At 64.2% G+C, this 24440-nt stretch carries 21 protein-coding genes; 4 read left to right on the top strand and 17 right to left on the bottom strand.

From position 1 onward, the window contains the following. Positions 1-56: 56 nt before the first annotated feature. The 3 genes from E5X34_RS06350 to E5X34_RS06360 form a co-directional block, all read right to left on the bottom strand. Positions 57-257, bottom strand: a complete 201-nt coding sequence (locus tag E5X34_RS06350) for a hypothetical protein (RefSeq protein ID WP_292562299.1) — start codon at positions 255-257, stop codon at positions 57-59. Positions 258-334: 77 nt separating this feature from the next. Continuing rightward, complete coding sequence (locus E5X34_RS06355; RefSeq protein WP_042640864.1) at positions 335-955, bottom strand: ribonuclease D; 621 nt, start codon at positions 953-955, stop codon at positions 335-337. Between the two features lie 148 nt (positions 956-1103). Continuing rightward, positions 1104-2489: a M20/M25/M40 family metallo-hydrolase gene (locus E5X34_RS06360; protein WP_292562302.1), complete on the bottom strand. Its 1386-nt coding sequence runs from the start codon at positions 2487-2489 to the stop codon at positions 1104-1106. A 426-nt stretch (positions 2490-2915) separates the two neighbouring features. Between E5X34_RS06360 and polA the strand changes: the two genes are divergently transcribed. Further along, positions 2916-5879 carry a DNA polymerase I gene (gene polA / locus E5X34_RS06365; RefSeq protein ID WP_292562304.1) on the top strand — a complete coding sequence of 988 codons (2964 nt, stop codon included), beginning with the start codon at positions 2916-2918 and terminating at the stop codon, positions 5877-5879. Positions 5880-6061: 182 nt separating this feature from the next. On the opposite strand, the gene E5X34_RS06370 is transcribed toward polA, so the two are convergent. The 8 genes from E5X34_RS06370 to E5X34_RS06405 form a co-directional block, all read right to left on the bottom strand. Continuing rightward, complete coding sequence (locus E5X34_RS06370) at positions 6062-6466, bottom strand: Fur family transcriptional regulator (protein ID WP_041003614.1); 405 nt, start codon at positions 6464-6466, stop codon at positions 6062-6064. 149 nt (positions 6467-6615) lie between these two features. Continuing rightward, positions 6616-7662, bottom strand: a complete 1047-nt coding sequence (gene mgrA, locus E5X34_RS06375) for an L-glyceraldehyde 3-phosphate reductase (protein ID WP_292562306.1) — start codon at positions 7660-7662, stop codon at positions 6616-6618. A gap of 110 nt (positions 7663-7772) precedes the next feature. After that, entirely contained in the window at positions 7773-8915 is a 1143-nt protein-coding gene (locus tag E5X34_RS06380; RefSeq protein ID WP_292562308.1) for a Gfo/Idh/MocA family oxidoreductase, read from the bottom strand. Positions 8916-8920: 5 nt separating this feature from the next. After that, positions 8921-9673, bottom strand: a complete 753-nt coding sequence (locus tag E5X34_RS06385) for a sugar phosphate isomerase/epimerase (protein ID WP_292562310.1) — start codon at positions 9671-9673, stop codon at positions 8921-8923. A gap of 31 nt (positions 9674-9704) precedes the next feature. Then, positions 9705-10802 (bottom strand): sn-glycerol-3-phosphate ABC transporter ATP-binding protein UgpC, encoded by a 1098-nt coding sequence (gene ugpC / locus E5X34_RS06390; protein WP_292562386.1) that lies wholly within the window; start codon positions 10800-10802, stop codon positions 9705-9707. Continuing rightward, positions 10802-11734, bottom strand: a complete 933-nt coding sequence (locus E5X34_RS06395) for a carbohydrate ABC transporter permease (protein ID WP_127304355.1) — start codon at positions 11732-11734, stop codon at positions 10802-10804. The genes ugpC and E5X34_RS06395 overlap by 1 nt, the downstream gene beginning before the upstream one ends. Beyond that, a complete protein-coding gene (locus E5X34_RS06400; protein WP_292562312.1) occupies positions 11727-12620 on the bottom strand; it encodes a sugar ABC transporter permease in 894 nt (297 codons plus the stop codon). The genes E5X34_RS06395 and E5X34_RS06400 overlap by 8 nt, the downstream gene beginning before the upstream one ends. Positions 12621-12698: 78 nt before the next feature. Next, a complete protein-coding gene (locus E5X34_RS06405; protein WP_292562313.1) occupies positions 12699-13940 on the bottom strand; it encodes an ABC transporter substrate-binding protein in 1242 nt (413 codons plus the stop codon). Positions 13941-14325: 385 nt separating this feature from the next. Between E5X34_RS06405 and E5X34_RS06410 the strand changes: the two genes are divergently transcribed. Beyond that, a complete protein-coding gene (locus tag E5X34_RS06410) occupies positions 14326-15369 on the top strand; it encodes a LacI family transcriptional regulator (protein ID WP_292562315.1) in 1044 nt (347 codons plus the stop codon). On the opposite strand, the gene gndA is transcribed toward E5X34_RS06410, so the two are convergent. The 6 genes from gndA to E5X34_RS06440 form a co-directional block, all read right to left on the bottom strand. Next, a complete protein-coding gene (gndA, locus tag E5X34_RS06415; RefSeq protein ID WP_292562316.1) occupies positions 15366-16793 on the bottom strand; it encodes an NADP-dependent phosphogluconate dehydrogenase in 1428 nt (475 codons plus the stop codon). The genes E5X34_RS06410 and gndA overlap by 4 nt on opposite strands. A gap of 123 nt (positions 16794-16916) precedes the next feature. Further along, entirely contained in the window at positions 16917-18545 is a 1629-nt protein-coding gene (locus E5X34_RS06420) for a copper resistance CopC/CopD family protein (RefSeq protein ID WP_292562388.1), read from the bottom strand. 52 nt (positions 18546-18597) lie between these two features. After that, complete coding sequence (locus E5X34_RS06425; RefSeq protein WP_292562318.1) at positions 18598-19116, bottom strand: YcnI family protein; 519 nt, start codon at positions 19114-19116, stop codon at positions 18598-18600. A 30-nt stretch (positions 19117-19146) separates the two neighbouring features. After that, the gene (locus E5X34_RS06430) at positions 19147-19701 is read right to left on the bottom strand and encodes a copper chaperone PCu(A)C (RefSeq protein ID WP_292562320.1); all 555 of its coding nucleotides are present in this window, start codon (positions 19699-19701) and stop codon (positions 19147-19149) included. Positions 19702-19790: 89 nt separating this feature from the next. Continuing rightward, positions 19791-20138: a hypothetical protein gene (locus E5X34_RS06435; RefSeq protein ID WP_292562321.1), complete on the bottom strand. Its 348-nt coding sequence runs from the start codon at positions 20136-20138 to the stop codon at positions 19791-19793. 124 nt (positions 20139-20262) lie between these two features. Then, positions 20263-21198 carry a GntR family transcriptional regulator gene (locus E5X34_RS06440; protein ID WP_292562323.1) on the bottom strand — a complete coding sequence of 312 codons (936 nt, stop codon included), beginning with the start codon at positions 21196-21198 and terminating at the stop codon, positions 20263-20265. Between the two features lie 257 nt (positions 21199-21455). On the opposite strand from E5X34_RS06440, the gene E5X34_RS06445 reads away from it, so the two are divergent. Then, the gene (locus tag E5X34_RS06445; protein ID WP_292562325.1) at positions 21456-22961 is read left to right on the top strand and encodes a UxaA family hydrolase; all 1506 of its coding nucleotides are present in this window, start codon (positions 21456-21458) and stop codon (positions 22959-22961) included. A 437-nt stretch (positions 22962-23398) separates the two neighbouring features. After that, positions 23399-24394: an ABC transporter substrate-binding protein gene (locus E5X34_RS06450; protein ID WP_040987369.1), complete on the top strand. Its 996-nt coding sequence runs from the start codon at positions 23399-23401 to the stop codon at positions 24392-24394. Positions 24395-24440: the final 46 nt, after the last annotated feature.

Genomic DNA, 24440 nt, shown 5'->3' on the forward strand with positions numbered 1-24440 from the left:
TCCGACTGCGACGGATGGAACCTATTGGAAAGCGGCCAGCCTCGCCAGCGCCAGCTTCATTCGTCGTCGTCACCCGATGCCGGACGCCAGCTCGTCGGATCGACCCTCTTTTGCGTGTCGCTGTCGGTGTAGACCCACCAGCCGCCATCGCGATACTGGCCGACGGATTCGTTGACGACGCCGTCGCCGTCCTTCCACAGGATGGTGACTCTCGAGCCGTCCTTCGGTGCGCTTTCTATCGGTTTGCGCTCTGCCATCTCACTCCCTCCACGAACCGGCCCGCTCCGTGAACCGGCCGAACCGGCAAGAACGCCCGCCGCCGCGCCGGGTTCCGTCAGCTATGCGCGAAGATATCTTCCTCGGCCCAGCCCATCAGGTCGAGCTTGGCGCGCGTCGGCAGGAAGCGGAAGCATGCGTCCGCCTCCTTGGTGCGGTTTTCGCGCGCCAGGCGCGCCGCCAGCACCTCGCGCAGACGGTGCAGATAGAGCACATCGGAGGCGGCATAGTCGAGCTGTTCGGGCGAGAGCGTTTCCGCTGCCCAGTCCGAGGATTGCTGCGCCTTGGACAGGCCGATGCCGAGCAATTCGTTGCACAGATCCTTCAGCCCGTGGCGGTCTGTGTAGGTGCGGACGAGCCGCGAGGCGATCTTGGTGCAGAACACCGGCTCCGCCATCACGCCGAAGGCATTGTAGAGCACGGCGATATCGAAACGGCCGTAATGGAACAGCTTGGTGATCGCGCGGTTGCGAAGCAGGCTGACGAGATTCGGCGCTTTCTTCTGGCCGGGCGCGATCTGGATGACGTCGGCGCTGCCGTCGCCGGGCGAGATCTGCACAACGCAGAGCCGATCGCGATGCGGGTTCAAGCCCAGCGTTTCCGTGTCGATGGCCACCGCCCCGACATTGTAGCGGGTGAGGTCGGGCAGGTCGTTCTTGTGGAAACGGATATCGGTCATTCTCTTCTCCGGATCGCGGCCCGCGGCGCCGCGCATCGCTTCGGATGCGTCAGCAGCAGCGGCGCGTTGCGCTGGTCATTCGTCCTCGCCGCGATCCGGAGAAAAATCAACAGAAAGTTGAATCTCACATCTTTGCGCGATTTCCGCCTCACCGGGTCAGAGCATCGAGGATGCGCGCCCAGGACCGCTGTCCCTTGTGGAAGGAGGTCAGTTCGTATTTCTCGTTCGGCGAGTGGATGCGGTCGTCGTCGAGGCCGAAACCGACCAGCAGCGATTCCATGCCTAGATAGGTCTGGAAATCACCGACCACGGGGATGGAGCCGCCACCGCCGGTGGTGATAGCCTGCTTGTCCCATTCGTCGGACAGCGCGTCCTTGGCCTTGGCCAGGAACGGCGAGTCGTAGGAAAGCTGGATCGCCGGCGAGCCGCCATGCGGATGAAATTCGACCGAGCAGTCACCGGGAATGCGCTCGCGCACGAAAGCTTGGAAGGCGGCGCGGATCTTCTTCGGGTCCTGCTTGTGGACCAGCCGGAATGACACTTTCGCCGAAGCTTCCGCCGCGATCACCGTCTTGAACCCCTTGCCGGTATAGCCGCCGACGATGCCGTTGAATTCCGCCGTCGGCCTTGCCCAGGTCATTTCGAGCACTGAGCGCCCCTTTTCGCCGGCCGGGATGGAGAGGCCGACCGGTCCGAGGAAGGTCTCGGCGGTCTCGCCAAGGCCTTCCCAGGATTTCAGCACTTGGCTGGGCGTCTCCTCGACGCCGTTATAAAAGCCCGGGATGGTGACATGACCATCCTTGTCGTGAACGTCGGCCAGCACCTTGGCCAGGATGCGGATCGGGTTGGCGGCCGGGCCGCCATAGAGGCCCGAATGCAGGTCGCGGCTGGCCGCCTTAACGGTGACCTCCTCGCCGACCATGCCGCGCAGCGACACGCAGATCGACGGCGTCTCGCGGTTCCACATGCTGGTGTCGCAGACCAGCGCGAAATCCGCCTTCAACTCGGCGGCGTTGGCTTCCAGGAACGGCTTCAGCGACGGCGAGCCGGATTCCTCCTCGCCCTCGAACAGGATGGTGACGCGGCACGGCAGATTGCCGTGCACCTGCTTCCAGGCGCGGCAGGCCTCGACGAAGGTCATCAACTGCCCCTTGTCGTCGGCCGAGCCCCGGCCGGTGATCACCTTGCGTCCAGGCTCGATCTCCTTGATCGACGGCGCGAACGGGTCGGTGTCCCACAATTCGATCGGATCGACCGGCTGGACGTCGTAGTGGCCGTAGAACAGGACATGCGGTGCGCCTGCCGGCCCCTCGTGATGCGCCACCACCATGGGATGTCCGGGCGTGTCGCGCACACTCGCGTCGAATCCGATCAGCTTGAGCTCGGCGACCAGCCATTCGGCGCCCTTGCGGCAGTCGGCGGCGAAGGCCGGATCGGTGGAGATCGACTTGATGCCGAGCAGGCCGAACAGCCGCTCCAGGCTCTGATCGAGATTCTGGTCGAGACGCTCAAGGACGGGGGAGATTCTGGACATGCTTTTTGCCTTTCGATTTTCGCCAGACCCTAAAGGGCCACGCCGAAAACGAAAAGCCGTGATTGTTGGACCACCCCGGGCAATCGCTGCCGCAACATAAAAGAAGACCGCCGTGGTGGAGGGGGAACCACGGCGGTCTTTACTCGAAACGATGCGGCAGCCCGGAGAGGGGGGATAGGCTGCCGCAGTTTGCCCGGGATAGGCGGGGGACGGGCCTTGCTCCGGACTTCGGCGAAAACTGCCGATGACGTGTATTTGGGTCTGTGAACGTGGCGATTCAAGGGCATGAAAATTACACTTTTGTAACATGCCCGTGAGCGCCCAAATTTCCGCCTGGACAGGATGTGTCAGGGGTGTTGCCCGAAGCGGTGGGTTCCTCAGCCTTTGGCATGGACCGCGAAGGCTTGCCGCGCTATCCCTGCCGGCATGAAAAAAGGCGATCACCTCTTCCTCGTCGACGGCTCCGGCTACATTTTCCGCGCCTATCACGCGCTGCCGCCGCTCAACCGCAAATCCGACGGCCTGCCGACCAGCGCCGTGCTTGGCTTCTGCAACATGGTTTGGAAGCTGATGCAGGACGCCCGCAACACGAATGTAGGCATCGTGCCGACGCATTTCGCCGTCATTTTCGACTATTCCTCGAAGACGTTCCGCAGCGATCTCTACCCGGAATACAAGGCGAACCGCTCGGCGCCGCCGGAAGACCTGATCCCGCAATTCGGGCTGATCCGCCAGGCGACCGTGGCCTTCAACCTGCCCTGCATCGAGATGGAGGGTTTCGAGGCCGACGACATCATCGCAACTTATTGCCGGCTCGCCTGCGAGGTCGGCGCCGACACCACCATCATCTCCTCCGACAAGGACTTGATGCAGCTGGTCGGCCCGACGGTCGGCATGTACGACCCGATGAAGGACCGCCAGATCGGCATTCCCGAAGTGATCGAGAAATGGGGCGTGTCGCCGGAAAAGATGATCGACCTGCAGGCGCTCACCGGCGACTCGGTCGACAACGTTCCGGGCGTGCCCGGTATCGGCCCGAAGACCGCGGCGCAGCTGCTGGAACAGTTCGGCGACCTTGACGGGCTGCTGGCGCGTGCCTCCGAGATCAAGCAAGACAAGCGGCGCGAGACGATCATCGCCAATGCCGACAAGGCCCGCATCTCCCGTCAGCTGGTGACGCTGAAGAATGACGTGCCGCTGAAGGAGGGACTGGACGACCTGGTGCTGCACGCGCCGGACGGCCCGAAGCTGATCGGCTTCCTGAAGACCATGGAATTCACCACACTGACGCGACGCGTCGCCGAGGCGACCGCCACCGAGATCGGCGACGTCCAGGCTTCCGCCGTCATCGTCGAGCGCGCCGATGCCGCGCACGGCCCCGATGTCGGCGCCGGCGCGCCGCCAAGGCAGGCAGTGCCTCAATCAAACGGCGAAGCGAAACCCGCCGCGCCGGCCACGAGGGGCGAGGACGCGCCGCCGCAGGGCGACACCCCATCGCTCCTCTCGGCGCTGCGGCTGGAACAAGCCTCGGCGAGCAAGATCGATCCTTCAGCCTATGGCGCGATCCGCGACACGGCCGCGCTGAAAGCCTGGATCGCCGAGGCCCGCGAGGCCGGCATCCTCGCCTTCGACGCCGAGACCAGCTCGTCCGACCCGATGCAGGCCGATCTCATCGGCCTGTCCATGGCGATCGCGCCAGGCCGGGCCGTCTATGTGCCGCTTGCCCACAGGAGCGGCAATGGCGACCTGCTTGGCGGCGGCATGCTGGAGAACCAGATCCCGGTCCGCGAGGCGCTGGCGCTGCTCAAGCCGCTGCTCGAGGACCGGTCCGTCCTGAAAATCGTGCAGGACATGAAATACGACATCGTCGTGATGAGCCGGCACGGCATCGAGGTCGGACCGTTCGACGACACGATGCTCATCTCCTATGTGCTGGACGCCGGCACATCGGGCGGTCACGACCTCGCCTCGCTGTCGGAGAAGTGGCTCGGCCACGCGCCGGCGTCGAAAAAGGAACTGGCCGGATCGGGCAAGAGCGCCATCGGCTTCGACCAGGTCGATATAGAGCGTGCGACCGCCTATGCCGGCGAGCAGGCCGATCTTGCGCTGCGGCTGTGGCAATTGCTGAAGCCCCGGCTCGCCGCCAAGGGCCTCGTTTCCGTCTACGAGCGGCTGGAACGGCCGCTTGTGCCGGTGCTCGCCCGCATGGAGCAGCGCGGCATCTCGGTCGACCGGCAGATCCTGTCGCGGCTGTCGGGCGAGTTGGCGCAGGGCGCCGCCCGCGTCGAGGAAGAGATCTACGGCATCGTCGGCGAGCGCATCAACATCGGCTCGCCCAAACAGCTGGGCGACATATTGTTCGGCAAGATGGGCCTGCCGGGCGGCTCGAAGACCAAGACGGGGCAATGGTCGACCTCGGCGCAGCTTCTGGAAGACCTCGCCGCCGAAGGCCATGAGCTGCCGCGCAAGATCGTCGACTGGCGCCAGCTCACCAAGCTGAAGTCGACCTATACCGACGCCCTGCCCGGCTTCATCAACCCCGGCACCAACCGCGTGCATACCTCATATGCGCTCGCCGCGACCACGACAGGGCGGCTGTCGTCTTCCGATCCCAACCTGCAGAACATTCCCGTGCGCACCGCCGAGGGCCGCAAGATCAGGACCGCTTTCATCGCCGAGAAGGGCCACAAGCTGGTCTCGGCCGACTATAGCCAGATCGAGCTGCGCGTGCTTGCCCATGTCGCCGAGATCCCGCAGCTCAAGCAGGCCTTCGCCGACGGCGCCGACATCCACGCCATCACCGCGTCGGAAATGTTCAACGTGCCGGTCGAGGGCATGCCTTCGGAGGTGCGCCGGCGCGCCAAGGCGATCAATTTCGGCATCATCTACGGCATCTCGGCCTTCGGCCTCGCCAACCAACTGTCGATCCCGCGCGACGAGGCCGGCGCCTACATCAAGCGCTATTTCGAGCGCTTCCCCGGCATCCGCGACTATATCGAAGAAACCAAGGCCTACGCGCGCGAGCATGGCTTCGTGGAAACCATCTTCGGCCGGCGCATCCATTATCCGGAGATACGATCCTCCAACCCGTCGATCCGCGCCTTCAACGAGCGCGCCTCGATCAACGCCAGGCTGCAGGGCACCGCCGCCGACATCATCCGCCGCGCCATGGTGCATATGGAGGAGGCGCTGGAGAAGGCGAAGCTATCCGCCCGCATGCTGTTGCAGGTGCATGACGAGCTGATCTTCGAAACGGTGGAAGCTGAAGTCGAAGCGACCATTCCCGTGGTGCGCAAGGTGATGGAAAACGCGCCGATGCCGGCGGTCTCGATGTCGGTGCCGCTGCATGTCGACGCCCGGGCGGCGAACAATTGGGACGAGGCGCATTAACTCGCACCGCGCCCGTAAGTGCGTCGAGATTCAGGTCAGGCCGAGCTGGAGTCGAAGACGCGCGCGAAGCGACCAAACAAGGTGGGTTCCGAGAACCGGAGCGGAGCGTACTTAAGTACGTGAGCACCGGAAGCGCAGGAAGCCGCCATTTGCAAGCCGGCCTCACCTGAATATCGGCGTACTTACGCCGCCTCAGCCCTGCACTTCGCACACACCCCCCGAAACTCGATCACCGCCTTCTTGGCCGCGAATCCAGTCGAGCGCACCCATTCGTCCAGCCGATGATCGACATCGTGGTCGGACATCTCGGTCACCTGGCCGCAATTGTCGCAGATGGCGAAGGCGGTCATGGAATGGCTGTGATCATGCGGCTCGGCGCAGGCGACGAAGGAGTTGAGGCTTTCGAGACGGTGCACGAAGCCCGACTTCACCAGCGTGTCGAGCGCCCGGTAGACCTGCAGCGGCGCGCGGAACCCGCGCTCGCGCAACTGGTCGAGCAGCGTATAGGCGCTGAGCGGCCCGCTGGACGCCTCGAGCTTCTCGAGCACGCAGAGCTGGTTCTTGGTCAGCGCATCTCTTGCCGTCATCTTGTTCGCCCAATCGACGCTTGCACGCGCGACCGCATGCCAAGGACTTCAATTTCCCTTGAGATAGCGACGAACGAGTGATTTTGCCACTGTTTCCGCAGCGCGTCTCTTGAGGCACAGGTCGGGCGAGATGGTTCGCCGGCTAACCGCTACTTGCGCGGCGGCCCTTTACGTTCGGCCGAAGCCGCCCACAGGTTGATATCGGACTCGCGCGCGTAAGTATCGATCTCGGCAAGCTCGGCATCGGAGAACTCGAGCGCCTGGAGCGCGCCGACGCAATCCTCGACCTGTTCCGGCCGGCTGGCGCCGATCAGGGCCGTGGTCACGCGGCCCTTGCGCAGCACCCAGGCCAGCGCCATCTGCGCCAGCGTCTGGCCGCGGCGAGCGGCAATAGCGTTGAGCGCCTTGATGTTGGCAATCGACTTGTCGTTGATGAAGGCCGGCCTGAGCGACTTGCCCTGGGATGCGCGGCTGCCCTCGGGGATGCCGCCGAGATATTTGTCGGTCAGCATGCCTTGCGCCAGCGGCGAGAAGACGATCGAGCCGATGCCCAGCCCCTCCAGCGTGTCGAGCAGCCCGTCCTCCTCGACCCAGCGGTTGAGCATCGAATAGCTCGGCTGGTGGATCAGGCAGGGGGTGCCGAGGCGCTTCAATATGTCGGCGGCTTCCCGCGTGCGCTGCGAATTGTAGGACGAGATGCCGGCATAGAGCGCCTTGCCCGAGCGCACCGCATGGTCGAGCGCGCCCATCGTCTCTTCCAGCGGCGTCTCCGGATCGAAACGGTGCGAATAGAAGATGTCGACATAGTCGAGCCCCATCCGCTTGAGGCTCTGGTCGAGGCTCGCCAGCACATATTTTCGGCTGCCCCATTCGCCGTAAGGACCGGCCCACATCTCGTAGCCCGCCTTGGTCGAGATGATCATCTCGTCGCGGTAAGGGGCGAAATGGGTGCGCAGGATCTCGCCGAACGCGGTTTCCGCCGAACCGGGCGGCGGGCCGTAATTGTTGGCGAGGTCGAAATGCGTGATGCCGAGGTCGAAGGCCTTGCGCACGATCGCCTGCTTGGTCCGGTGCGGCGTGTCGTTGCCGAAATTGTGCCACAGCCCGAGCGAGATCGCCGGCAGCTTCAGGCCGGAGCGGCCGCAGCGGTTATAGATCATCTTTTCGTAGCGGTTCTCGGCGGCGACATAGGGCATGGGAAACCTCGGGATTGGGGCAACGCGGCAACCGCCGCTGAACAGAATTGAATCGATGCTTGCCCCTAACCCTACCCTCTCCCCGTCGAAACGGGGAGAGGGGTTGCCACCTAGTTTTTCTTGGCCAGCAGCGCCTTCGCGTCCTTTACGCCGAGCGCGGCCGGCCGCTCGCAGCTCGTCTGCATGGCGACGTATTTGCCGCTTTCGCCGGAACGCAGGATGCCGGTCATCACATCGACGGCGTGCAGCGCCAACTCCATCGAGCAACGGTGCGGCCGTCCTTCGGCGATCGCGATCGCCATGTCGGCTAGGCCGGCGGTGCGGTAATTGGCCATCATGCCCTGGCCGTGCATCTCGTTCGGCACGCCGAACGGATGGTTCCATTTCGGCAGCTTCTTCACCGGCTTGGCCGCGTCGGTGAAGCGCACCTCGCCGCCGAAAAAATTCGGATCCGGCACGAAGACGGTGCCCAACTCGCCATAGAGCTCCATCGGCGCGTGGCCATGGCTCCAGACGTCCCAGGAGGTGTTGAGCGTTATCACCGCGCCGTTGGCGAATTCGAGCAGCGCATGGATGGTGGTCGGCGTGTTGACCGGGATTTTTTCGCCTGCCCTCGGTTTCGACGAGATCGTACGCTCCTTCGCCGGGGTCGTCGCGAAAGCTGCCACCTGTTTCACCGGCCCGATCAGCTGGATCAGGTTGGTGACGTAGTAAGGTCCGATGTCCAACACCGGACCGGCGCCCGGCTGGAAGAAGAAGTCCGGATTGGGATGCCAGTGCTCCATGCCGTGGCCCATCACATGGCAGGTGCCGCTGGTGATCTTGCCGAGCTTGCCGCTGTCGATCAGCTCGCGCGCCAGCTGGTGCGCGCCGCCGAGGAACGTGTCCGGCGCCGAACCGATGCGCAGGCCCTTCTTCTCGGCCCTTTTCTTGAGATCTAGTCCTTCCTCGATCGACAGCACGAACGGCTTTTCGGAATAAACATGCTTGCCGGCATCGAGCACCGCTTTCGAGATTTCGTAGTGCACAGCCGGGATCGTCAGGTTGACGATGATGTCGATCTCGTCGTCCTTGAGAAGGTCGTTGACCGTCTCGGCGCGCAGCTTGAACTCCTTTGCCCGCGCCTTCGCCGCATCCATGTTGATATCCGCGCAGGCGCGCATCTTGATGCCGCGGAACAGCGGCGCCAGCGAGAAATACGCCTTCGATATGTTGCCGCAGCCGATGACGCCGACGCCAAGCTTCTCTGCCATTTCGATTACTCCTGCCAGCTCTTGGCCGTCGCGATCGAGCGCCGGGCATAACGCTCGATGTCCTTGGGGTTGTCCTGTTCCATGACGAAATACTGCGCCGCGCTCTTGGCGCGCAATGTCTTGAAAAGACTTGCCCAGTCGATCGTGCCGTGGCCGACATCGGACCAGCCGTCCTCGTCCAGCCCCTCGCCCGGCTTGGCGATATCCTTGACGTGCACGGCGACGATGCGCTTGCCGTGTTTTTCGATCCAGGGCAGAGGATCGGCGCCGCCGCGCACCACCCAGGCGACGTCCATTTCCCAGCCGATGTCGGGTGCGGCGGACAGGATGTGGTCCTGCGGCAGCGAGCCGTCGGCAAGGGCTTTGAACTCGAAATCATGATTGTGCCATGCAAAGCCGTATCCGCCCTTCTTCGCCGTCTCGCCCACCTTGGCCAGGCGCTCGCCGAAACCGCGCCAGCCGGCGCTGTCGGAAGGACGCTGGTCGGGCATCAGATAGGGGCAGACCAGCAGCGTGATGCCGAGCGCGTCGGCGATCTTGCGCACGCCGTCGAAGTCGTTTTCCAGCGCGTCGATCGAGAAATGCCCGGTCGGCATCGCCAGCCCGTTCTTGTCGAGCTCGGCGCGGAAGGCTTTCGGGTCGTCATAGACGCCGCCGAAGCCCTCCACTTGTTTGTAGCCGAGCTCGCCGAGCATCTTCACCACGCCGTCCCATGGCTGGAAATTGCGGGCGCTGTAGAGTTGGAATGACCAGTTCATCTGTCCTGTCCGTTCGGTTGGTCCTGGGAGATTAAATTCGGTTGCCTGTTTGAGCGTCGAAGAGCGAGGCGCGCATCGGATCGAAGCCGACGCTGACCGGATCACCGTTCTTCGGCGTGCGTTCGGAGGTGACGCGCACGGTGAAGTTCTGCCCGCCGAGTTTCAGCCACACCAGCGTATCGGAACCCATCGGCTCCACGACCTCGACATCGGCCGTCGCGGCGAAGGGCCAGCCCGTGCCGCTGTTGAAGGCGACATGCTCGGGCCGGATGCCGAACACCGCGGGACCCGGCGCCGGCTCCTTCTCGAAGGCATAGGTCGCAAGCGGGATGCGCACATCCTCCACGGCAAAGTGCCAATCGCCGCCGTCCTTCTCCAGCCTGCCATCGATGAAATTCATCGCCGGCGAACCGAGGAAGCCGGCGACGAAGCGGTTGACGGGGCGGTTGTAGATCGTCTGCGGCGCATCGAGCTGCTGGATCACGCCGCCCTTCATCACCGCGATGCGATCGGCCAGCGTCATCGCCTCGATCTGGTCGTGGGTGACGTAGATCATCGTGTTCTGCAGGCGGCGGTGCAGCAGCTTGATCTCGACGCGCAGTTCCGAACGCAGCTTGGCGTCGAGATTGGAGAGCGGCTCGTCGAACAGGAAGACATCGACGTCACGCACCAGCGCCCGCCCGATCGCTACGCGCTGGCGCTGGCCGCCCGAAAGCGCCGAGGGCTTGCGCTGCAATAGCGGCTCGATCTGCAGGATCTCGGCGGCGCGAGCGATGCGCCTGGCGATCTCGTCCTTCGGCACGCCGGCGACACGCAGGCCGAAGGAGAGGTTCCTCTCCACCGTCATCTGCGGATAGAGCGCGTAGGACTGGAACACCATGCCGATGCCGCGATCCTTCGGTTCTTCCCAGGTGACGTTCTTGCCCTTGATGAAGATGCGCCCGTCCGAAATGTCGAGCAGGCCGGCGATGCAGTTGAGCAAGGTCGACTTGCCGCAGCCGGACGGTCCGAGCAGCACGATGAACTCGCCCTCGGCGACATCCAGGTTGAGCGTCTGCAGCACCGAGACGGCGCCGAAATTGAGCGACAGATCCTGGATCGAAACGCTGGGATTGGCGATGTCCATCATCATCCTTTCACCGCGCCGGCGGCAATGCCGCGCACGAAGAGCTTGCCGGAAACGAAATAGACGATCAGCGGAACAAGGCCCGTCAGGATGGTTGCGGCCATGTTGACGTTGTATTCCTTCACGCCTTGCACTGAATTGACGATGTTGTTGAGCTGCACCGTCATCGGATAGGTGTCGGGACGGGTATAGACGACGCCGAACAGGAAGTCGTTCCAGATGCCGGTCACCTGCAGGATGATGGCGACGACGAAGATCGGCAGCGACATCGGCAGCATGATGCGCAGGTAGATGCCCCAGAAGCCCGCGCCGTCGACGCGCGCGGCGCGGAACAGCTCCTCCGGCATCGAGGTGAAATAGTTGCGGAAGAGCAGCGTCAGGATCGGCATGCCGAAGATCGAATGCACGATCACCAGGCCGGTCAGCGAGCCGTAGATGCCGATCTCGCGCAGGATGATGACGATCGGGTAGATCATCACCTGATAGGGGATGAAGGCGCCGACGATCAGGATGATGAAGAAGGTGTCGGCGCCCTTGAAGCGCCAGTTGGCCAGCGCGTAGCCGTTCACCGAGGCGATCGCGATCGAGAGCAACACCGACGGCACGGTGATGCGCACCGAATTCCAGAAGCCGCGCGATAGCCCGTCGCAATTGAGCCCGGTGCAGGCCGTCGCCCAGGCTTTCACCCAAGGCTCGAAGGTGATCTCCATCGGCGGCGAGAAGATGTTGCCGAGGCGGATCTCGGGCATGCCCTTGAGCGACGTGACGATCATCACGTAAAGCGGCAGAAGATAATAGAGCGCGACGACGATCAGCGTGCCGTAGAGGAAGATGTTGCGGCGCGACAGCACATGCCGCGGCTTCGGGCCGCTGGGGCCGGCGGCACCGCGCCTGAGCGCTTCGGCGCCTGGGGACAGGGAGGCGACGTCAGCCATGCTTCTTGCCTCCGAATTCGAGATAGGCCCAGGGCACGATGACGATCACCACCGAAAGCAGCATCATGGTCGAGGCGGCGAAGCCCTGACCGAGATTCTGGGCGAAGAACATGTAGTCATAGACATATTTGGCCGGCACTTCCGAGGCGATGCCGGGGCCGCCGCTGGTCTGCGCCACGACGAGGTCGTAGACCTTGACGATGCCGGCGGCGATGATCACCAGCGTGGTGATGAAGACCGGCCGCATCATCGGGATGATGATGAAGAGATAGGTCTTCCAGGCGGGGATGCCGTCCACCCTGGCCGCCTTCCAGATGTCTTCGTCTATGCCGCGCAGGCCTGCGAGCATCAGGCACATGATGAGCCCCGTGCCCTGCCAGAGCGCCGCGATTGAAATGCCGTAGATGACGATGCTGGAATCGTAGAGCGGGTCGAAGCTGAAGCTCGTCCAGCCGAGGTCGCGCACGACGCGCTGCACGCCGAAGTCCGGATTGAGCAGCCACTGCCAGACCAGCCCGGTGACGATGAAGGACAGCGCGAAGGGATAGAGGAAGATGGTGCGGAACGTGTCCTCGAAGCGGATCTTCTGGTCGAGAAGCGCCGCCAGCAGGAAGCCGATGACCAGCGAGAACACCAGCGAGATCGCGCCATAGATCAAGAGGTTCTCGATCGAGACCAGCCAGCGCGATGTCGACCAGAGCCGGTGATACTGGTCGAGCCCGACGAAGTTGAGCCGCGGCAGGAGCTTCGAGTTGGTGAAGGAATAGAGCACCGTCCAGGCCGTGCCGCCGACGAACACCACCAGAGCCGTCAGGATCATCGGGATCGACGCGATCTTGGCGTTCAGGTTGCGGAAAAGCTGGTTGGGGCGTTCGCTGTTGCTCATCTCGGCAGCCGGGCAATGAGACGTCAGGCTCCCGGCCCCGGATAGGCTGGGGTCGGGAGTTGGCGGGGGCGCCGTCGATCAGTCGGCCGACGCGATGATGTCGGCGAAGCGCTTCTGCGCGTCTTCGAGCGTCATGTCGGGCTTGGCGAAGAATTCGGAGAACAGGTCCTCCTTCTGCTTCTGGCTGTCCTGCGAGAGCAGCTGGTCTGTCCATGGAATGACCGCGCCCTTGGCGAGGATGGCGAGACCCTTCTTCATGCAGTCGTTCGCCGTGTTAAGGTCGACGTCGCCGCGCACCGGCAGCGAGCCCTTCTTGAGATTGAAGGCGACCTGGGTCTTGGGATCGAGCAGCGTTTCGGCCAGCACTTCCTGCGCCTTGGACTTGTCGGCGTCCTTGAGCAGCGGGAAGTAGAAGGCGTCGCCGCCGGTGGCGATCACCTCGTTCAGGCCGAGGCCGGGCAGGCAGTTATAGTCCTTGCCGGCGGTCTTGCCGGCGACCTGGAATTCGCCCTGCGCCCAGTCACCCATGATCTGGCCGCCGGCCTTGCCGGTGATGACCAGGTTGGTCGCCTGGTTCCAGTCCTGCACATTGGTGTTCTTGGCCATCTTGCGGGCGTCGTCCGCCGCCTTGAACACCTTGGCGATTTCGGGACCGGCGGCGAATTTGGCGTCCTTGTCCTTATACACGTTCAGGAAGGCGTCGGTGCCGCCAACCGCGGCCAGCAGCACGTCGAAGGCGCCCGATGCCTGCCAGGGCTGACCGCCGACCGCGAGCGGGATGATGCCGGCCTTCTCCAGCGCCGGAGCGGCGGCCACGAATTCATTCCAGTCCTTCGGCATCGGCACGCCGGCCTTCTGGAAAGCCTCGCTGGAGAGCCAAAGCCACTGCCAGGAATGGATGTTGACCGGCACGCAATAGATCTTGCCGTCGATGGTGCAGCTGTCGAGCAAGCTCTTCGGCCGCACGACCTCCGTCCATTTGCCCTTGGTGGCGATGTCGGTGAGGTCGCGCATCAGCCCGGCCTGGACCAGTTCCTCGGCCTGGCGGCCATGGTTGAACTGCGTGGCGCCCATCGGATCGCCGCCGGTGATGCGGCTGATCATGATCGGCCGCGCTGTGCCGCCGGAGCCGGCAATGGCGCCGTCGACCCAGTGATTGCCCGTCGCGTCGAAGGCCTTGGCAAGCTCGGCCACCGCCGCCGCCTCGCCGCCCGAAGTCCACCAATGGGTGACTTCCAGGTCCGTCGCGGCCGCCGGACCGGCGAAGTTGAGTGCAGCAACCGTCGCGGCAAAGGTGGCAGTCAGGAATTTGTATCGCATTTCGGCTTCCTCCCAGAATCTGAAACGTTACAGATTTTCGATACGGCAAATGACCGGCATAGGCAACCCCCTGTCTCAAAGCGGCCTAAGATTTTTTCGAGGCGCGAACAAAATCTTCGGGCCCGGGCGGCTGAACTGAAACCCGAACGGCCGATCCGTGCCCAAAATGGATGCAGGCCGACATTTCCTTGTGATTCCGGCAACTTTCACCCCATCTCTATGTCGGGAAGGCAGAGTCGGCGGCCCCGGGGGTCAATCACGAAGATTGGCAATCTGTAACGTTTCAGTATACTGACGCTCGTCGCGGGCAGAAGTCGCGCAATCGTCAACGCCGCACGATTGCCGGTCGGCCCCGCGGCTGCTATGCGCCTGACGGGCGGGACGAATGGATAGACGGGTGACGAAGAAGGGCGACGACGCGTCGGGCAAGGAGCGGCCGACGCTGAAGACGCTTGCCTTCATGACTGGGCTTGGCGTCACGACGGTGTCGCGCGCGCTCAAGGACGCGCCCGAGATCGGCGCCGAGACCAGGCGCCGCGTCCAGCTCGTCGCCAAACAAATCGGCTATCGCCCGAACCGCGCCGGCGTGCGCTTGAGGACCGGCAAGACCAACGTCATCTCACTTGTGCTCAACACCGAGCACGAGCTGATGAGCTTCGTCTCGGACATCATCTACGGCGTCACCGAGGTGATCGCCGATACGCCCTACCATTTGATCGTCACGCCTTATTCGCGCTCGCAGGATCCGCTCGACCCGGTGCGTTATCTGGTCGAGACGGGCTCGGCCGATGGCGTCATCATCTCGCGCACCCAGCCCAACGACCCGAGGGCGCGCTACATGCTGGAGCACGGCGTTCCCTTCGCCACGCATGGCCGCACCGACATGGGGCTGGTGCATCCCTATCACGACTTCGACAACTACGCCTTTGCCGGCGAAGCCGTCCGCGCGCTCGCCGCAAAAGGCCGCAGCCGGCTTGCCCTCGTGACGCCCCCGGTTGGCCTCACCTATTTCCGCTACACGGTGAACGGCTTTGCCGATGCGCTGAGCGAGGTCGGCGCCTCAGAGGTGCCGTTCAATACCGTCTCGATCGACCATACGATCGAGCAGATCAGGATGCGCACCGCCCAGCTCATGCGCCGAGACGACCGCCCGGACGGCATCGTCAGCAGCGCCGCCGCGGCAACGCTCGCCGTCGTCGCCGGCATCGAGGATGCCGGCCTGAAGCTCGGCCGCGATGTCGACGTGGTGTCGAAACAGTCCTCGGAGGTGCTGCACCTGTTCCGCCGGGAGCTGCTCGTCGTCAACGAGGATTTCCGGCTGGCCGGCTACGAGCTCGCCCGTGCCGTGCTTGGCTGGATTGCAGGCAAGGAACCCGGCTCGCTGCAATCGCTGAGCAAGCCGAGTGAGGTCCTGCCCTATCGGGGTTAGTGCCCCGCGCCGCTCCCCCACGGCCCGTGGAAGGCGCCCTCTTCCCCGATGCGCTCGAAACCATGCGCGCCGAAGAAATCGCGCTGCGCCTGGATCAGGTTGGACGTCCCGCGTCCCTGGCGGTAGCTGTCGAAATAGGTGAGCGCCGAAGCCAGCGCCGGCACCGGCGAGCCGGCTTCGGAGGCCCGTGCCACGATACGCCTGAGCGAGGGATGCGCCTCCTTCATCATCGCGATGAAGGCCGGCGCCATAAGGAGATTGGTGGAGGCGCTGCCGGAACCGAAGGCCTCGGCCATCGTGTCCAGCATTTGCGAGCGGATGATGCAGCCGGCGCGCCAGATCTTGGCAATGGTCGGCATCGGCAGGTTCCAGTTGAACTCCTTCGACGCGCCGCTCATCACCGCGAAGCCTTGCGCGTAAGCCGCGATCTTGCCGGCGAACAGCGCCAACTCCAGGTCCTTGAGCAACGCGGCCTTGTCGCCGGAAATCTTCTCGACGCCGATATTGCCATAGGCCTTTTCCGCCGCCTGCCGCTCTTCCTTGATCGAGGACAACACGCGCGCCGCGACCGCGGCCTCGATGGCGGTGGCCGGAATGCCGAGCTGCTGCGCTTCGATCACCGACCATTTGCCGGTGCCCTTCTGTCCGGCGCGGTCGAGGATGATGTCGACCACCGGCCTGCCGGTCTTGGGATCGTCGGCGGCCAGCACCTTGGCGGTGATCTCGATCAGGTAGGAGTTGAGGCGGCCCTTGTTCCATTCCTCGAAGACCTTGCCGATCTCCTTGGGCGCCATGCCGAGCCCGTCGCGCAATATGCCGTAGATCTCGGCGATCATCTGCATGTCGGCATATTCGATGCCGTTGTGGATGGTTTTGACGAAATGGCCAGCGCCGTCATGGCCGAGCCAAGCCGCGCAAGGCTCGTCCTTGAACTTGGCCGAGATCGCCGTCAGCACCTTCTCGACGCGCTTCCAGGATTCTTCGGTGCCGCCGACCATGATCGACGGACCGTGGCGCGCGCCTTCCTCGCCGCCCGAAACGCCCATGCCGATGAAGGTCAGGCCCGAGCCCGCCAGCTCGGAGAAGCGGCGCATCGTGTCGCGGAAATTGGCGTTGCCGGCATCGATGACGATGTCGTTATTGGAGAGCACGCCGCGCAGCGCCGCGATCTGCTCGTCCACCGGCTTGCCCGCCAGCACCATGATGATGATCGGCCGCGGCGGCCGGATCGCCGCGGCAAGCTCCTCCAGGCTGTAGCAGGGAACGACCATGTCCTTCAGCGGACCGGCGCTCTCGACAAAGGCGCCAGTGCGCGACGGCGTGCGGTTGAAAACGGCGATGCGGTGCCCGTGCTCGGCGATGTTGAGCGCCAGGTTGGAGCCCATCGTGCCAAGGCCGATCAGGCCGATTTCGGCTTTTTCCATCGTTTCTTCCCTGCTTTCGCATGCTTGTTGGAGGCTGCGTCCCGGAGAACGCCTTTTCCAGATGAATGACGGGCCTTGGCGGCGGCGTCAACCGCCTCGCCGCATTCTACATGGACCCGTATTTCAATCGGACCTGATCTCAATCGGCGCTTCGATCTTCACCATCTCGAAGTCGGAAACGAGGATATCGAGCCGGGCGTTCCATCGGCCGGGCAGCGGAATGACGAGATTGTCGACGCGCCAGGTGCCGTCGCCGGGTTTCCTCGCCGGCCGCTTGATCGGCTCGACGCCGGAATCCGGCTTCGACAGCACCAGCGTCACCTGCTTGGCGTCGAGCGATCCGAAATCGCCGGTCATGATCACCATCGATGCGGCGACCTCGCCGGCATGTCCAGGCGTGATGCTGAGATCGGCCATCGCTTCCAGTGTGTGGATATGGATCGACACCGGCTGCGCCGCGGCGATCGCCAGCGCGCGTGGCGGCGGGGTGAAGCGCCAGCCGGCGGCGACGCCGAAGATCGCGAGCACGATGACGACCTCGATGCCGATCGAGCGCATCAGCCGTCGCTGCACCTCGGTGTCGCCCGCCTGGGCGGGCGCCGTCAGCGTCCAGCGATTGACCGCGGCTAGCGTGAACAGGAAGAGCAGCAGCACCAGCTTCAGCAGCAGCAGGCGGCCATAGGCGGTGTGGACCAGCGCGGCCGGCACCTGCACCTGGATGATCGCAAGCACGACGCCGGTTGCGGCAAGCACGACGACGACCGGCAGGATCGCCCGGGAGAAGCGGCGCAGGAAGACTTTTGCTTCCGCCGGCTCCCGCCGCAATGCCAGGCCTAGCGGCGCCAGCGAACCGGCCCAGAAGGCGATTGCCGCGCCATGCAGGAAAACCAGCGGGCACGTTAGCCATTGCGGCTCGGCGGCGCTGGCGTGGCCGCTGGCGGCGAGAACGCCGCCGACACAAAGCAATGCCGCGCTCGCCGACAGCTTGCGAAGACCTGGCGGCCCGGCAAGCGAAAGCAGCGCCAGGCCAAGCGCGATCAGGCCGACCAGCACGGTCCATACGAAGCTGGTCTCCAGCGCTGTCTTCCACACGGCCGGCGTGGCAAAGCGCGCCAGGGGCGCGCCAAGTCCATCGAGCCCCTGCAGGCCGAGCGACACCGGCGCTGCGACGAGCCCCAAAAGCAGCGCCGCCGCGACAAAGCGCCGGCCGCGGCGCACGTCCCCGGCCAGCAAGGCGAGAGCGAACGCGCCGCCGACGCCGAGGAAGAGGCCGGCATAGAGAAACAGCCTGGCGGCCCAGATCGCCGCGCGCAGCGTCCAGTCCGGGGCCTCGCCCGCCATCGGCGCGGCACTTGGCGCGCCAATCGAAAACAGCGCCGAACCGCCGACCGGATGGCCATCGACCGACACCACCCGCCAACTCAGCACATGCGTGCCGGATTTGAGCACCTCGGGATTGTCGATCTCGACCGTCTGGTCGTTGAGACGGAAGGATGTCAAAGCAAGCTGCGAGCCATCGGGCCGGACAAGCGTGAGCACCAGCGGCGAGACGGGCTCGCTGAAGGTCAGCGAAAACCGCGCCGGGCTTTGCTCCAGCACGGCGCCGTCGGCCGGATCGGTCGCGACCAGCGCCGCATGCGCGAAGGCACGCCCGGGCATGGCCAATACCGCAACCGCCATGAGCACTGCCACCAGCCAGGCAATCGGGCCGGTATGCAGGCGCATCGTCAGGGAAGATTGTGCTGCGTTCATGCCGTCTTGCGGGAAATGGTGCCGCGCCTGGATGGAGCGCGCCAACAAAAGATCATTTCTTCGGCAGCAATTTGATGCCGGGCGCCGGACTTTCCAAGGCGTCCTCATCCTGGGCGGGCGCCGGGACCTCGATCCAGCGATCGGTTGCGTCGCCGCACTCCTGCACCACAGGGAAATAGAGCATCTGGCCGGCCGGCAGGTCGGCCGCCAGCGAGGCGCGGAAGACGAATTCGTCATAGAATTCGTCCGGCAAATTGCCGCCGCTCCAGTCCACTTCCTTCACGCCGGTGGTCAGCGTCTCGCCATAGAGCTGGTAGGATTTCTCGTATTTGCCCTTCTTGATCTGCAGCGTCCAGCCGGGCTTGGGCATCGGCTTCACTGAGATCACGCCTTCCGGTATCTGCACGCGCACGGCCGTCGTCGCCTTGCCCTCGCAGCCATGCGGCACGCGCAGAACCGCCTTGTAGGTGGAGCCGACAGGCGCTTCCTGCGTTTCGAACGTGATATGGGCGAGCGCGGCATTGGTTCCAAGCACGCAAAGCGCGCCCGCCGCCAGAAGATGCTTCATCATGAATTGTCCCTCTGATTTCGATTTGGCGGATTATTCGGCGTGGTCCATGTCCATGTCGCCGCTGCCGGTCTCGCCCAACCCTTCGACGGCAAACTCGACCTTGACGCTGCCGGCCTTCTCGAAGGTCAGCGTCGCCGGGAATTTCTCGCCCTGCTTCGGCTGCCGCCTCAGGCCGGTGAACATCAGATGGTAGGCGCCGGGCTTCAGCGCGACCTTGCCGCCGGCCGGGATCTCCAGCCCGCCCTCGACCGGCCGCATGGTCATGACCCCGTCCTTGACGCCCATCTCATGCAGCTCGGCCTTGTCGGAGATGTCGGAGGAAATCGACAGCAGCCGGTCGGGCGCGCTGCCCTTGTTGACCACGGTGAAATAGCCGCCGGCCACCTTGGCGCCGGGCGGCGTCGCCCGCGACCAGGGATGCTCGATCTCGAGGTCGCCGGCCTTGAACTCATGCGCGAGGGCGCCGGGAATGCACGCCAGGAGAAGAACAACGAAAAGCGCGGCGAAGGCGAGACGCCGCTGGAAATCGAGTTGCGGCGTGGCGCGAAGGGCGAAGGCTTGTGCCTGGGGTAGAAGATTGGACATGGTTGCTCCATGAATATGAGGATCGCGCCGCCTTTGCGGCCGCCAACAGTCTGATCTTGGATGAATGGCCTCGCGGAATGTTCCGCGGATCAGACCATTGCCGGCGGCGCGCGCGGATTGGCCGGAGAACGGTCGCGGGCGAAATCCTGGTGCCGGAAGGCCGGAAGCTGGAAGATGACCGCCTCGAAAAGCCAGGTTCCGGCCAGCGCGCCTGCATCCGGCGGCGGCAGATGCGCCGGCGAGACCATGCTGCAGCCGAGCGAGCAACAGGCCGGCAAATGCTGCTGGTGCGGATCGCCGCCGGGGAGTTTTACGGCCCCTTCATGCGTGCATATGACATTGCCGAAGGCATCGAGCTGCGACGGCGCGCCAAAGGCGAAGGCGCCGAGGGAGGACTGAAGCAACAGGAGCAGCGCCGCGACGAACGCGGCCGGCATGCTCCATCGTCTCAGCCGGATATGCAACGGAAAGCCTCTCCCGGAAATTCGATCGACCGTAACACGGACGATAAGGCGGGAAAATCGGCAAAACCGCGCTGCGGCAACGCGGCGCGATACCCGTTCATGCCCGGGCAAATGTGCCTGTCAACGTACTGTCGGCGGCCAGCGCCTGACGTCCCTCGGGAATCGAGCTCAGCAGCGTCTGGCGCGCCGATTTCAGGTGCTTGCGGCAGGCGACGTCTACCTTGGCGGGATCGCGCGACTTCAGCGCCGCGATATAGGCGAGATGCTCCTGGATCGCGACCTCGTTGCGCTGGCGCTCCTCGGCCTTGTTCCACTGATAATGGTAGTGGAAGATCATCGCGATCACGTCATAGAAGTCGACGATGAAGCGGTTGTGCGATGCGCGGTGGATCAGCCGGTGGAAACGCTCGTCGAGCTCCGAGAATTCGTTGAAGCGCGTGGCGATGTCGCTGGCAAGCTGGCGATGTTCGACCTCCAGCCGGTCGAGATCAGCCCACACCGCGCTGTCCATCGGGAGCGCGGCGAAGGCCGCCGCCGAGCGCAGCTCGAACATCTCGCGGATCTCGGTCAGCTCCAGCGCGAAGGCGCGCGTGAAACCCTTCAGCACCCAGTGGCTGTTGCGCCGCTTCTCGATCAGCCCGAAGCGCGAGAACCGGATCAGGAATTCGCGCACGCTGGTGGTGCCCACCCCGATCTCGCGCGCCAGCTCCAGTTCGTTGATCTGCATGCCGGCCTCGGCGCCGCCGGCAAGCAGCCTGCGCATGAAGGAGCGCTCGATGATCTCGGCCAGCGAGTCTGTCTCTTCCTCGGGGAAGAAATCCTCCGGCCGCGGCGTCCTGAGCACTGTCTTGTTGCGCTTGTTCCAGGCGATCAGCCCGGTCTCTTCCATGCGCGAAAGGATGCTGCGCACCGTGGTCCGGCTCACACCGAGCAGCGTGCCGAGTTCCGGCTCCGACGGCAGGCTTTGGGTCTCGTCGAGCAGCCGCAGGCAGCGGTTGAACGCGTCCTTGTAGACGTTGTTGCTCTTCGACATGCCTGTATCCCCCAACGCTTGCGGCGGACAGCCGGAAGCGCGATATGATCGGTGTCTCCTAGCGCACGGCCCCGAAAAGCGGAATCGTTTTTCGCCGGCTTGCCAAACGGGCGGTCGCGCATCGAACAAGGGGCGCCGGCCGCCGCTGATGAAAAAACAATTGACGCAAAAATGTTTTTTCACGATAAAAGACATTACCCCCAAACGGGCGCATGTCAATCCGCCCGCATTCCCAGGATGACCCAGGACAGCCGCTCGTGAACCCCGCAAACACCATTCTTCTTTCCCCCGCCGACAATGTCGCGGTCGCCAATGGCCGCATCGAGATCGGCACGCAGCTGCCGGGCGGCGCCACCGCGATCGCGGTGATCGAGCCTGGCCACAAAGTGGCGATCAGGCCGATCGCCGCCGGCGAAGCGGTGGTGAAATACGCGCAGGCGATCGGCCGCGCCACCCAGGACATCGCGCCGGGCGAGCATGTCCATTCGCACAATCTGGTCTTCGAGAGCGGCCGACTGCCGGTGGTGCCGCCGAGCGAGGCCGAGCACGCCACCGAGGCCGACCGCAAGCGCACCTTCATGGGTTATCGCCGTGCCGACGGGCGCGCTGGCACGCGCAACTTCATCGGCATCATCGCCAGCGTCAATTGTTCGGCCACCGTCTGCCACGCCATTGCCGACGAGGCCAACCGCACGATTCTGCCGAAATATCCCGGCATCGACGGCTTCGTTCCGATCGTCCATGGCCAGGGCTGCGGCATGAGCGGCACCGGCGACGGCATGATGGTTCTGCACCGCACGCTCGCGGGCTATGCCCGCCATCCGAATTTCGGCGGCGTGATGATGGTGGGGCTGGGCTGCGAGGTCAACCAGCTCACCCTCTACGGCCAGAAGGGTGTGGCGGCCGGAAAACGCCATTTCAATATCCAGGAAGCCGGCGGCTCGCGCAAATCGGTCGAGAAGGCGATGGGCGTGCTCACCGAGATCGCCGAGGAAGTCGGCCAGCTCAAGCGCGAGCCCATCCCGGTCAGCGAGATCGTCGTCGGCCTGCAATGCGGCGGCTCGGACGGCATGTCCGGCATCACCGCCAACCCGGCATTGGGCGCCGCTGTCGACATCCTGGCCGGCGTCGGTGGCATCGGCATCCTGTCGGAGACGACCGAGATCTACGGCGCCGAGCACCTGCTCGCCTATCGCGCCGCCTCGCCCGAGATCGCCGCCAAGCTCGACGGCTTCGTGAAATGGTGGGAGGAGCATACCGCCAAGCACGGCGCCTCGATCGACAACAACCCCTCGCCGGGCAACAAGCGCGGCGGTCTGACCACGATCCTGGAAAAATCCCTGGGCGCCGTCGCCAAGGGTGGCCAGACGCCGTTGAATGGCGTCTTCGGCTATGCCGAGAAGGTTTCTGGCCACGGCCTGGTGTTCATGGACACGCCCGGCTACGACCCGGTCTCGGCCACCGGCCAGGTGGCGGGCGGCGCCAATGTCATCGTCTTCACCACCGGCCGCGGTTCTTGCTTCGGCTGCCGGCCGACGCCGTCGATCAAGGTCGCGACCAACTCGACCATGTACCACCAGATGGAAGAGGACATGGACGTCAATTGCGGCGTTATCGCCTCGGGCGAGAAGACCATTGCCGGCATGGGCCGTGAGATCTTCGAACTGATCATCGAGACGGCGTCAGGCCGCAAGACCAAGAGCGAGGCCTTCGGCTACGGCGACAACGAGTTCGTGCCCTGGCATCTCGGCGCGACGCTTTAGAGCAATTTCAGGAAAAGTGTGAAGCGGTTTTGCGTCCGAAATTGCGTAAAACAAAGAGATAGTGCATTTCGCCGTTTCCGTGAAACGATGAAATGCACTAGTCCGAAAGTCAATATTGCGGTGGAAGCCGGGAACCCCGGCCCTCACACCTGCGGCCTTGCGATGGAATGAGTATTCCGTATTGACAGAGCAATGGAATTATTGTTCCATAGCGATAGGGAGGAACGGGAAGCATCCATGTGCCGCCAGGCGAGCCGGTAGGGCAGAACGGACTCTCACCCGCATCACACAAACGGCAACAGACACCGCTTGCATCGGCCATGGCAATGCTCTATCAAAAAATGGCATCTGTTTTTTATTGATAAAGTTCTGTTTGGGCCGCGCCTATCCAGATGGAGCTTCCGCAACCTTCACCAGGCGACTTAGGGAGGAACCTAATGAAATTCGTGACCAGCCTTCTCAACCGCCGTGCTTTCGTCGCCCTGGCCGCTGCGTCGATGCTTGCCGGCGCGATGCATTCCGCGCCCGCCTCGGCGGCCGACGTGACCATTCCGATCATCGTCAAGGACACCACCTCCTTCTACTGGCAGATCGTGCTGGCCGGCGCCCGCAAGGCTGGCAAGGACCTCGGCATCAACGTGCCGGAGCTCGGCGCCCAGGCCGAGACCGACGTCAACGGCCAGATCTCGATCCTCGAGAACGCCGTCGCCAGCAACCCGGCCGCCATCGTCATCTCGCCGACCGAGTTCAAGGCGCTCGGCAAGCCGATCGATGAGGCGGCTTCCAAGGTCAAGGTCATCGGCATCGACTCCGGCGCCGACTCCAAGGCGTTCACCTCCTTCCTCACCACCGACAACGTCCAGGGCGGCCGCGTCGCCGCTGACGGTCTCGCCGCCGCGATCGGCGCCGCCAATGGCGGCAAGGTTGAAGGCAAGGTCGCGCTGATCACGGCCCTTCCCGGCGCCGGCTCGCTTGAGCAGCGCAAGCAGGGCTTCATCGAACAGATCAAGGCCAAGTATCCGGGCCTCGAACTCGTCGCCGACAAATACGCCGACGGCCAGGCCACCACGGGCTTGAACATCGCCACCGACCTGATCACTGCCAATCCGGACCTCAAGGGCATCTTCGCCTCGAACCTGATCATGGCGCAGGGCGTCGGCCAGGCCATCGCCGAGAACAACCTCGGTGGCAAGGTGGCGCTGATCGGCTTCGACAGCGACGAGAAGCTGATCAAGTTCCTCAATGACGGCGTCATCTCCGGCCTCGTCGTCCAGGACCCGTACCGGATGGGCTATGACGGCATCAAGACCGCTCTGGCTGCCTCGAAGGGCGAGAAGGTGGAGGCCAATGTCGACACCGGCGCCAACCTCGTCACCAAAGACAACATGAAGGACCCGAAGATCGACGCGCTGCTCAACCCGAAGCTCAACTGAGCAAGCAGCGTCACACTCGTTTCCGGGGCCTCGCGCCCCGGAAACA

It is taken from the genome of Mesorhizobium sp., from assembly GCF_004963255.1.
GTDB lineage: Bacteria > Pseudomonadota > Alphaproteobacteria > Rhizobiales > Rhizobiaceae > Mesorhizobium.

Coding starts and splice junctions, on each gene's coding strand:
- E5X34_RS06350 (WP_292562299.1), bottom strand. CDS start 257: ATGGCAGAGCGCAAACCGATAGAAAGCGCACCGAAGGACGGCTCGAGA.
- E5X34_RS06355 (WP_042640864.1), bottom strand. CDS start 955: ATGACCGATATCCGTTTCCACAAGAACGACCTGCCCGACCTCACCCGC.
- E5X34_RS06360 (WP_292562302.1), bottom strand. CDS start 2,489: ATGTCCAGAATCTCCCCCGTCCTTGAGCGTCTCGACCAGAATCTCGAT.
- polA (WP_292562304.1), top strand. CDS start 2,916: ATGAAAAAAGGCGATCACCTCTTCCTCGTCGACGGCTCCGGCTACATT.
- E5X34_RS06370 (WP_041003614.1), bottom strand. CDS start 6,466: ATGACGGCAAGAGATGCGCTGACCAAGAACCAGCTCTGCGTGCTCGAG.
- mgrA (WP_292562306.1), bottom strand. CDS start 7,662: ATGCCCTATGTCGCCGCCGAGAACCGCTACGAAAAGATGATCTATAAC.
- E5X34_RS06380 (WP_292562308.1), bottom strand. CDS start 8,915: ATGGCAGAGAAGCTTGGCGTCGGCGTCATCGGCTGCGGCAACATATCG.
- E5X34_RS06385 (WP_292562310.1), bottom strand. CDS start 9,673: ATGAACTGGTCATTCCAACTCTACAGCGCCCGCAATTTCCAGCCATGG.
- ugpC (WP_292562386.1), bottom strand. CDS start 10,802: ATGATGGACATCGCCAATCCCAGCGTTTCGATCCAGGATCTGTCGCTC.
- E5X34_RS06395 (WP_127304355.1), bottom strand. CDS start 11,734: ATGGCTGACGTCGCCTCCCTGTCCCCAGGCGCCGAAGCGCTCAGGCGC.
- E5X34_RS06400 (WP_292562312.1), bottom strand. CDS start 12,620: ATGAGCAACAGCGAACGCCCCAACCAGCTTTTCCGCAACCTGAACGCC.
- E5X34_RS06405 (WP_292562313.1), bottom strand. CDS start 13,940: ATGCGATACAAATTCCTGACTGCCACCTTTGCCGCGACGGTTGCTGCA.
- E5X34_RS06410 (WP_292562315.1), top strand. CDS start 14,326: ATGGATAGACGGGTGACGAAGAAGGGCGACGACGCGTCGGGCAAGGAG.
- gndA (WP_292562316.1), bottom strand. CDS start 16,793: ATGGAAAAAGCCGAAATCGGCCTGATCGGCCTTGGCACGATGGGCTCC.
- E5X34_RS06420 (WP_292562388.1), bottom strand. CDS start 18,545: ATGAACGCAGCACAATCTTCCCTGACGATGCGCCTGCATACCGGCCCG.
- E5X34_RS06425 (WP_292562318.1), bottom strand. CDS start 19,116: ATGATGAAGCATCTTCTGGCGGCGGGCGCGCTTTGCGTGCTTGGAACC.
- E5X34_RS06430 (WP_292562320.1), bottom strand. CDS start 19,701: ATGTCCAATCTTCTACCCCAGGCACAAGCCTTCGCCCTTCGCGCCACG.
- E5X34_RS06435 (WP_292562321.1), bottom strand. CDS start 20,138: ATGCCGGCCGCGTTCGTCGCGGCGCTGCTCCTGTTGCTTCAGTCCTCC.
- E5X34_RS06440 (WP_292562323.1), bottom strand. CDS start 21,198: ATGTCGAAGAGCAACAACGTCTACAAGGACGCGTTCAACCGCTGCCTG.
- E5X34_RS06450 (WP_040987369.1), top strand. CDS start 23,399: ATGAAATTCGTGACCAGCCTTCTCAACCGCCGTGCTTTCGTCGCCCTG.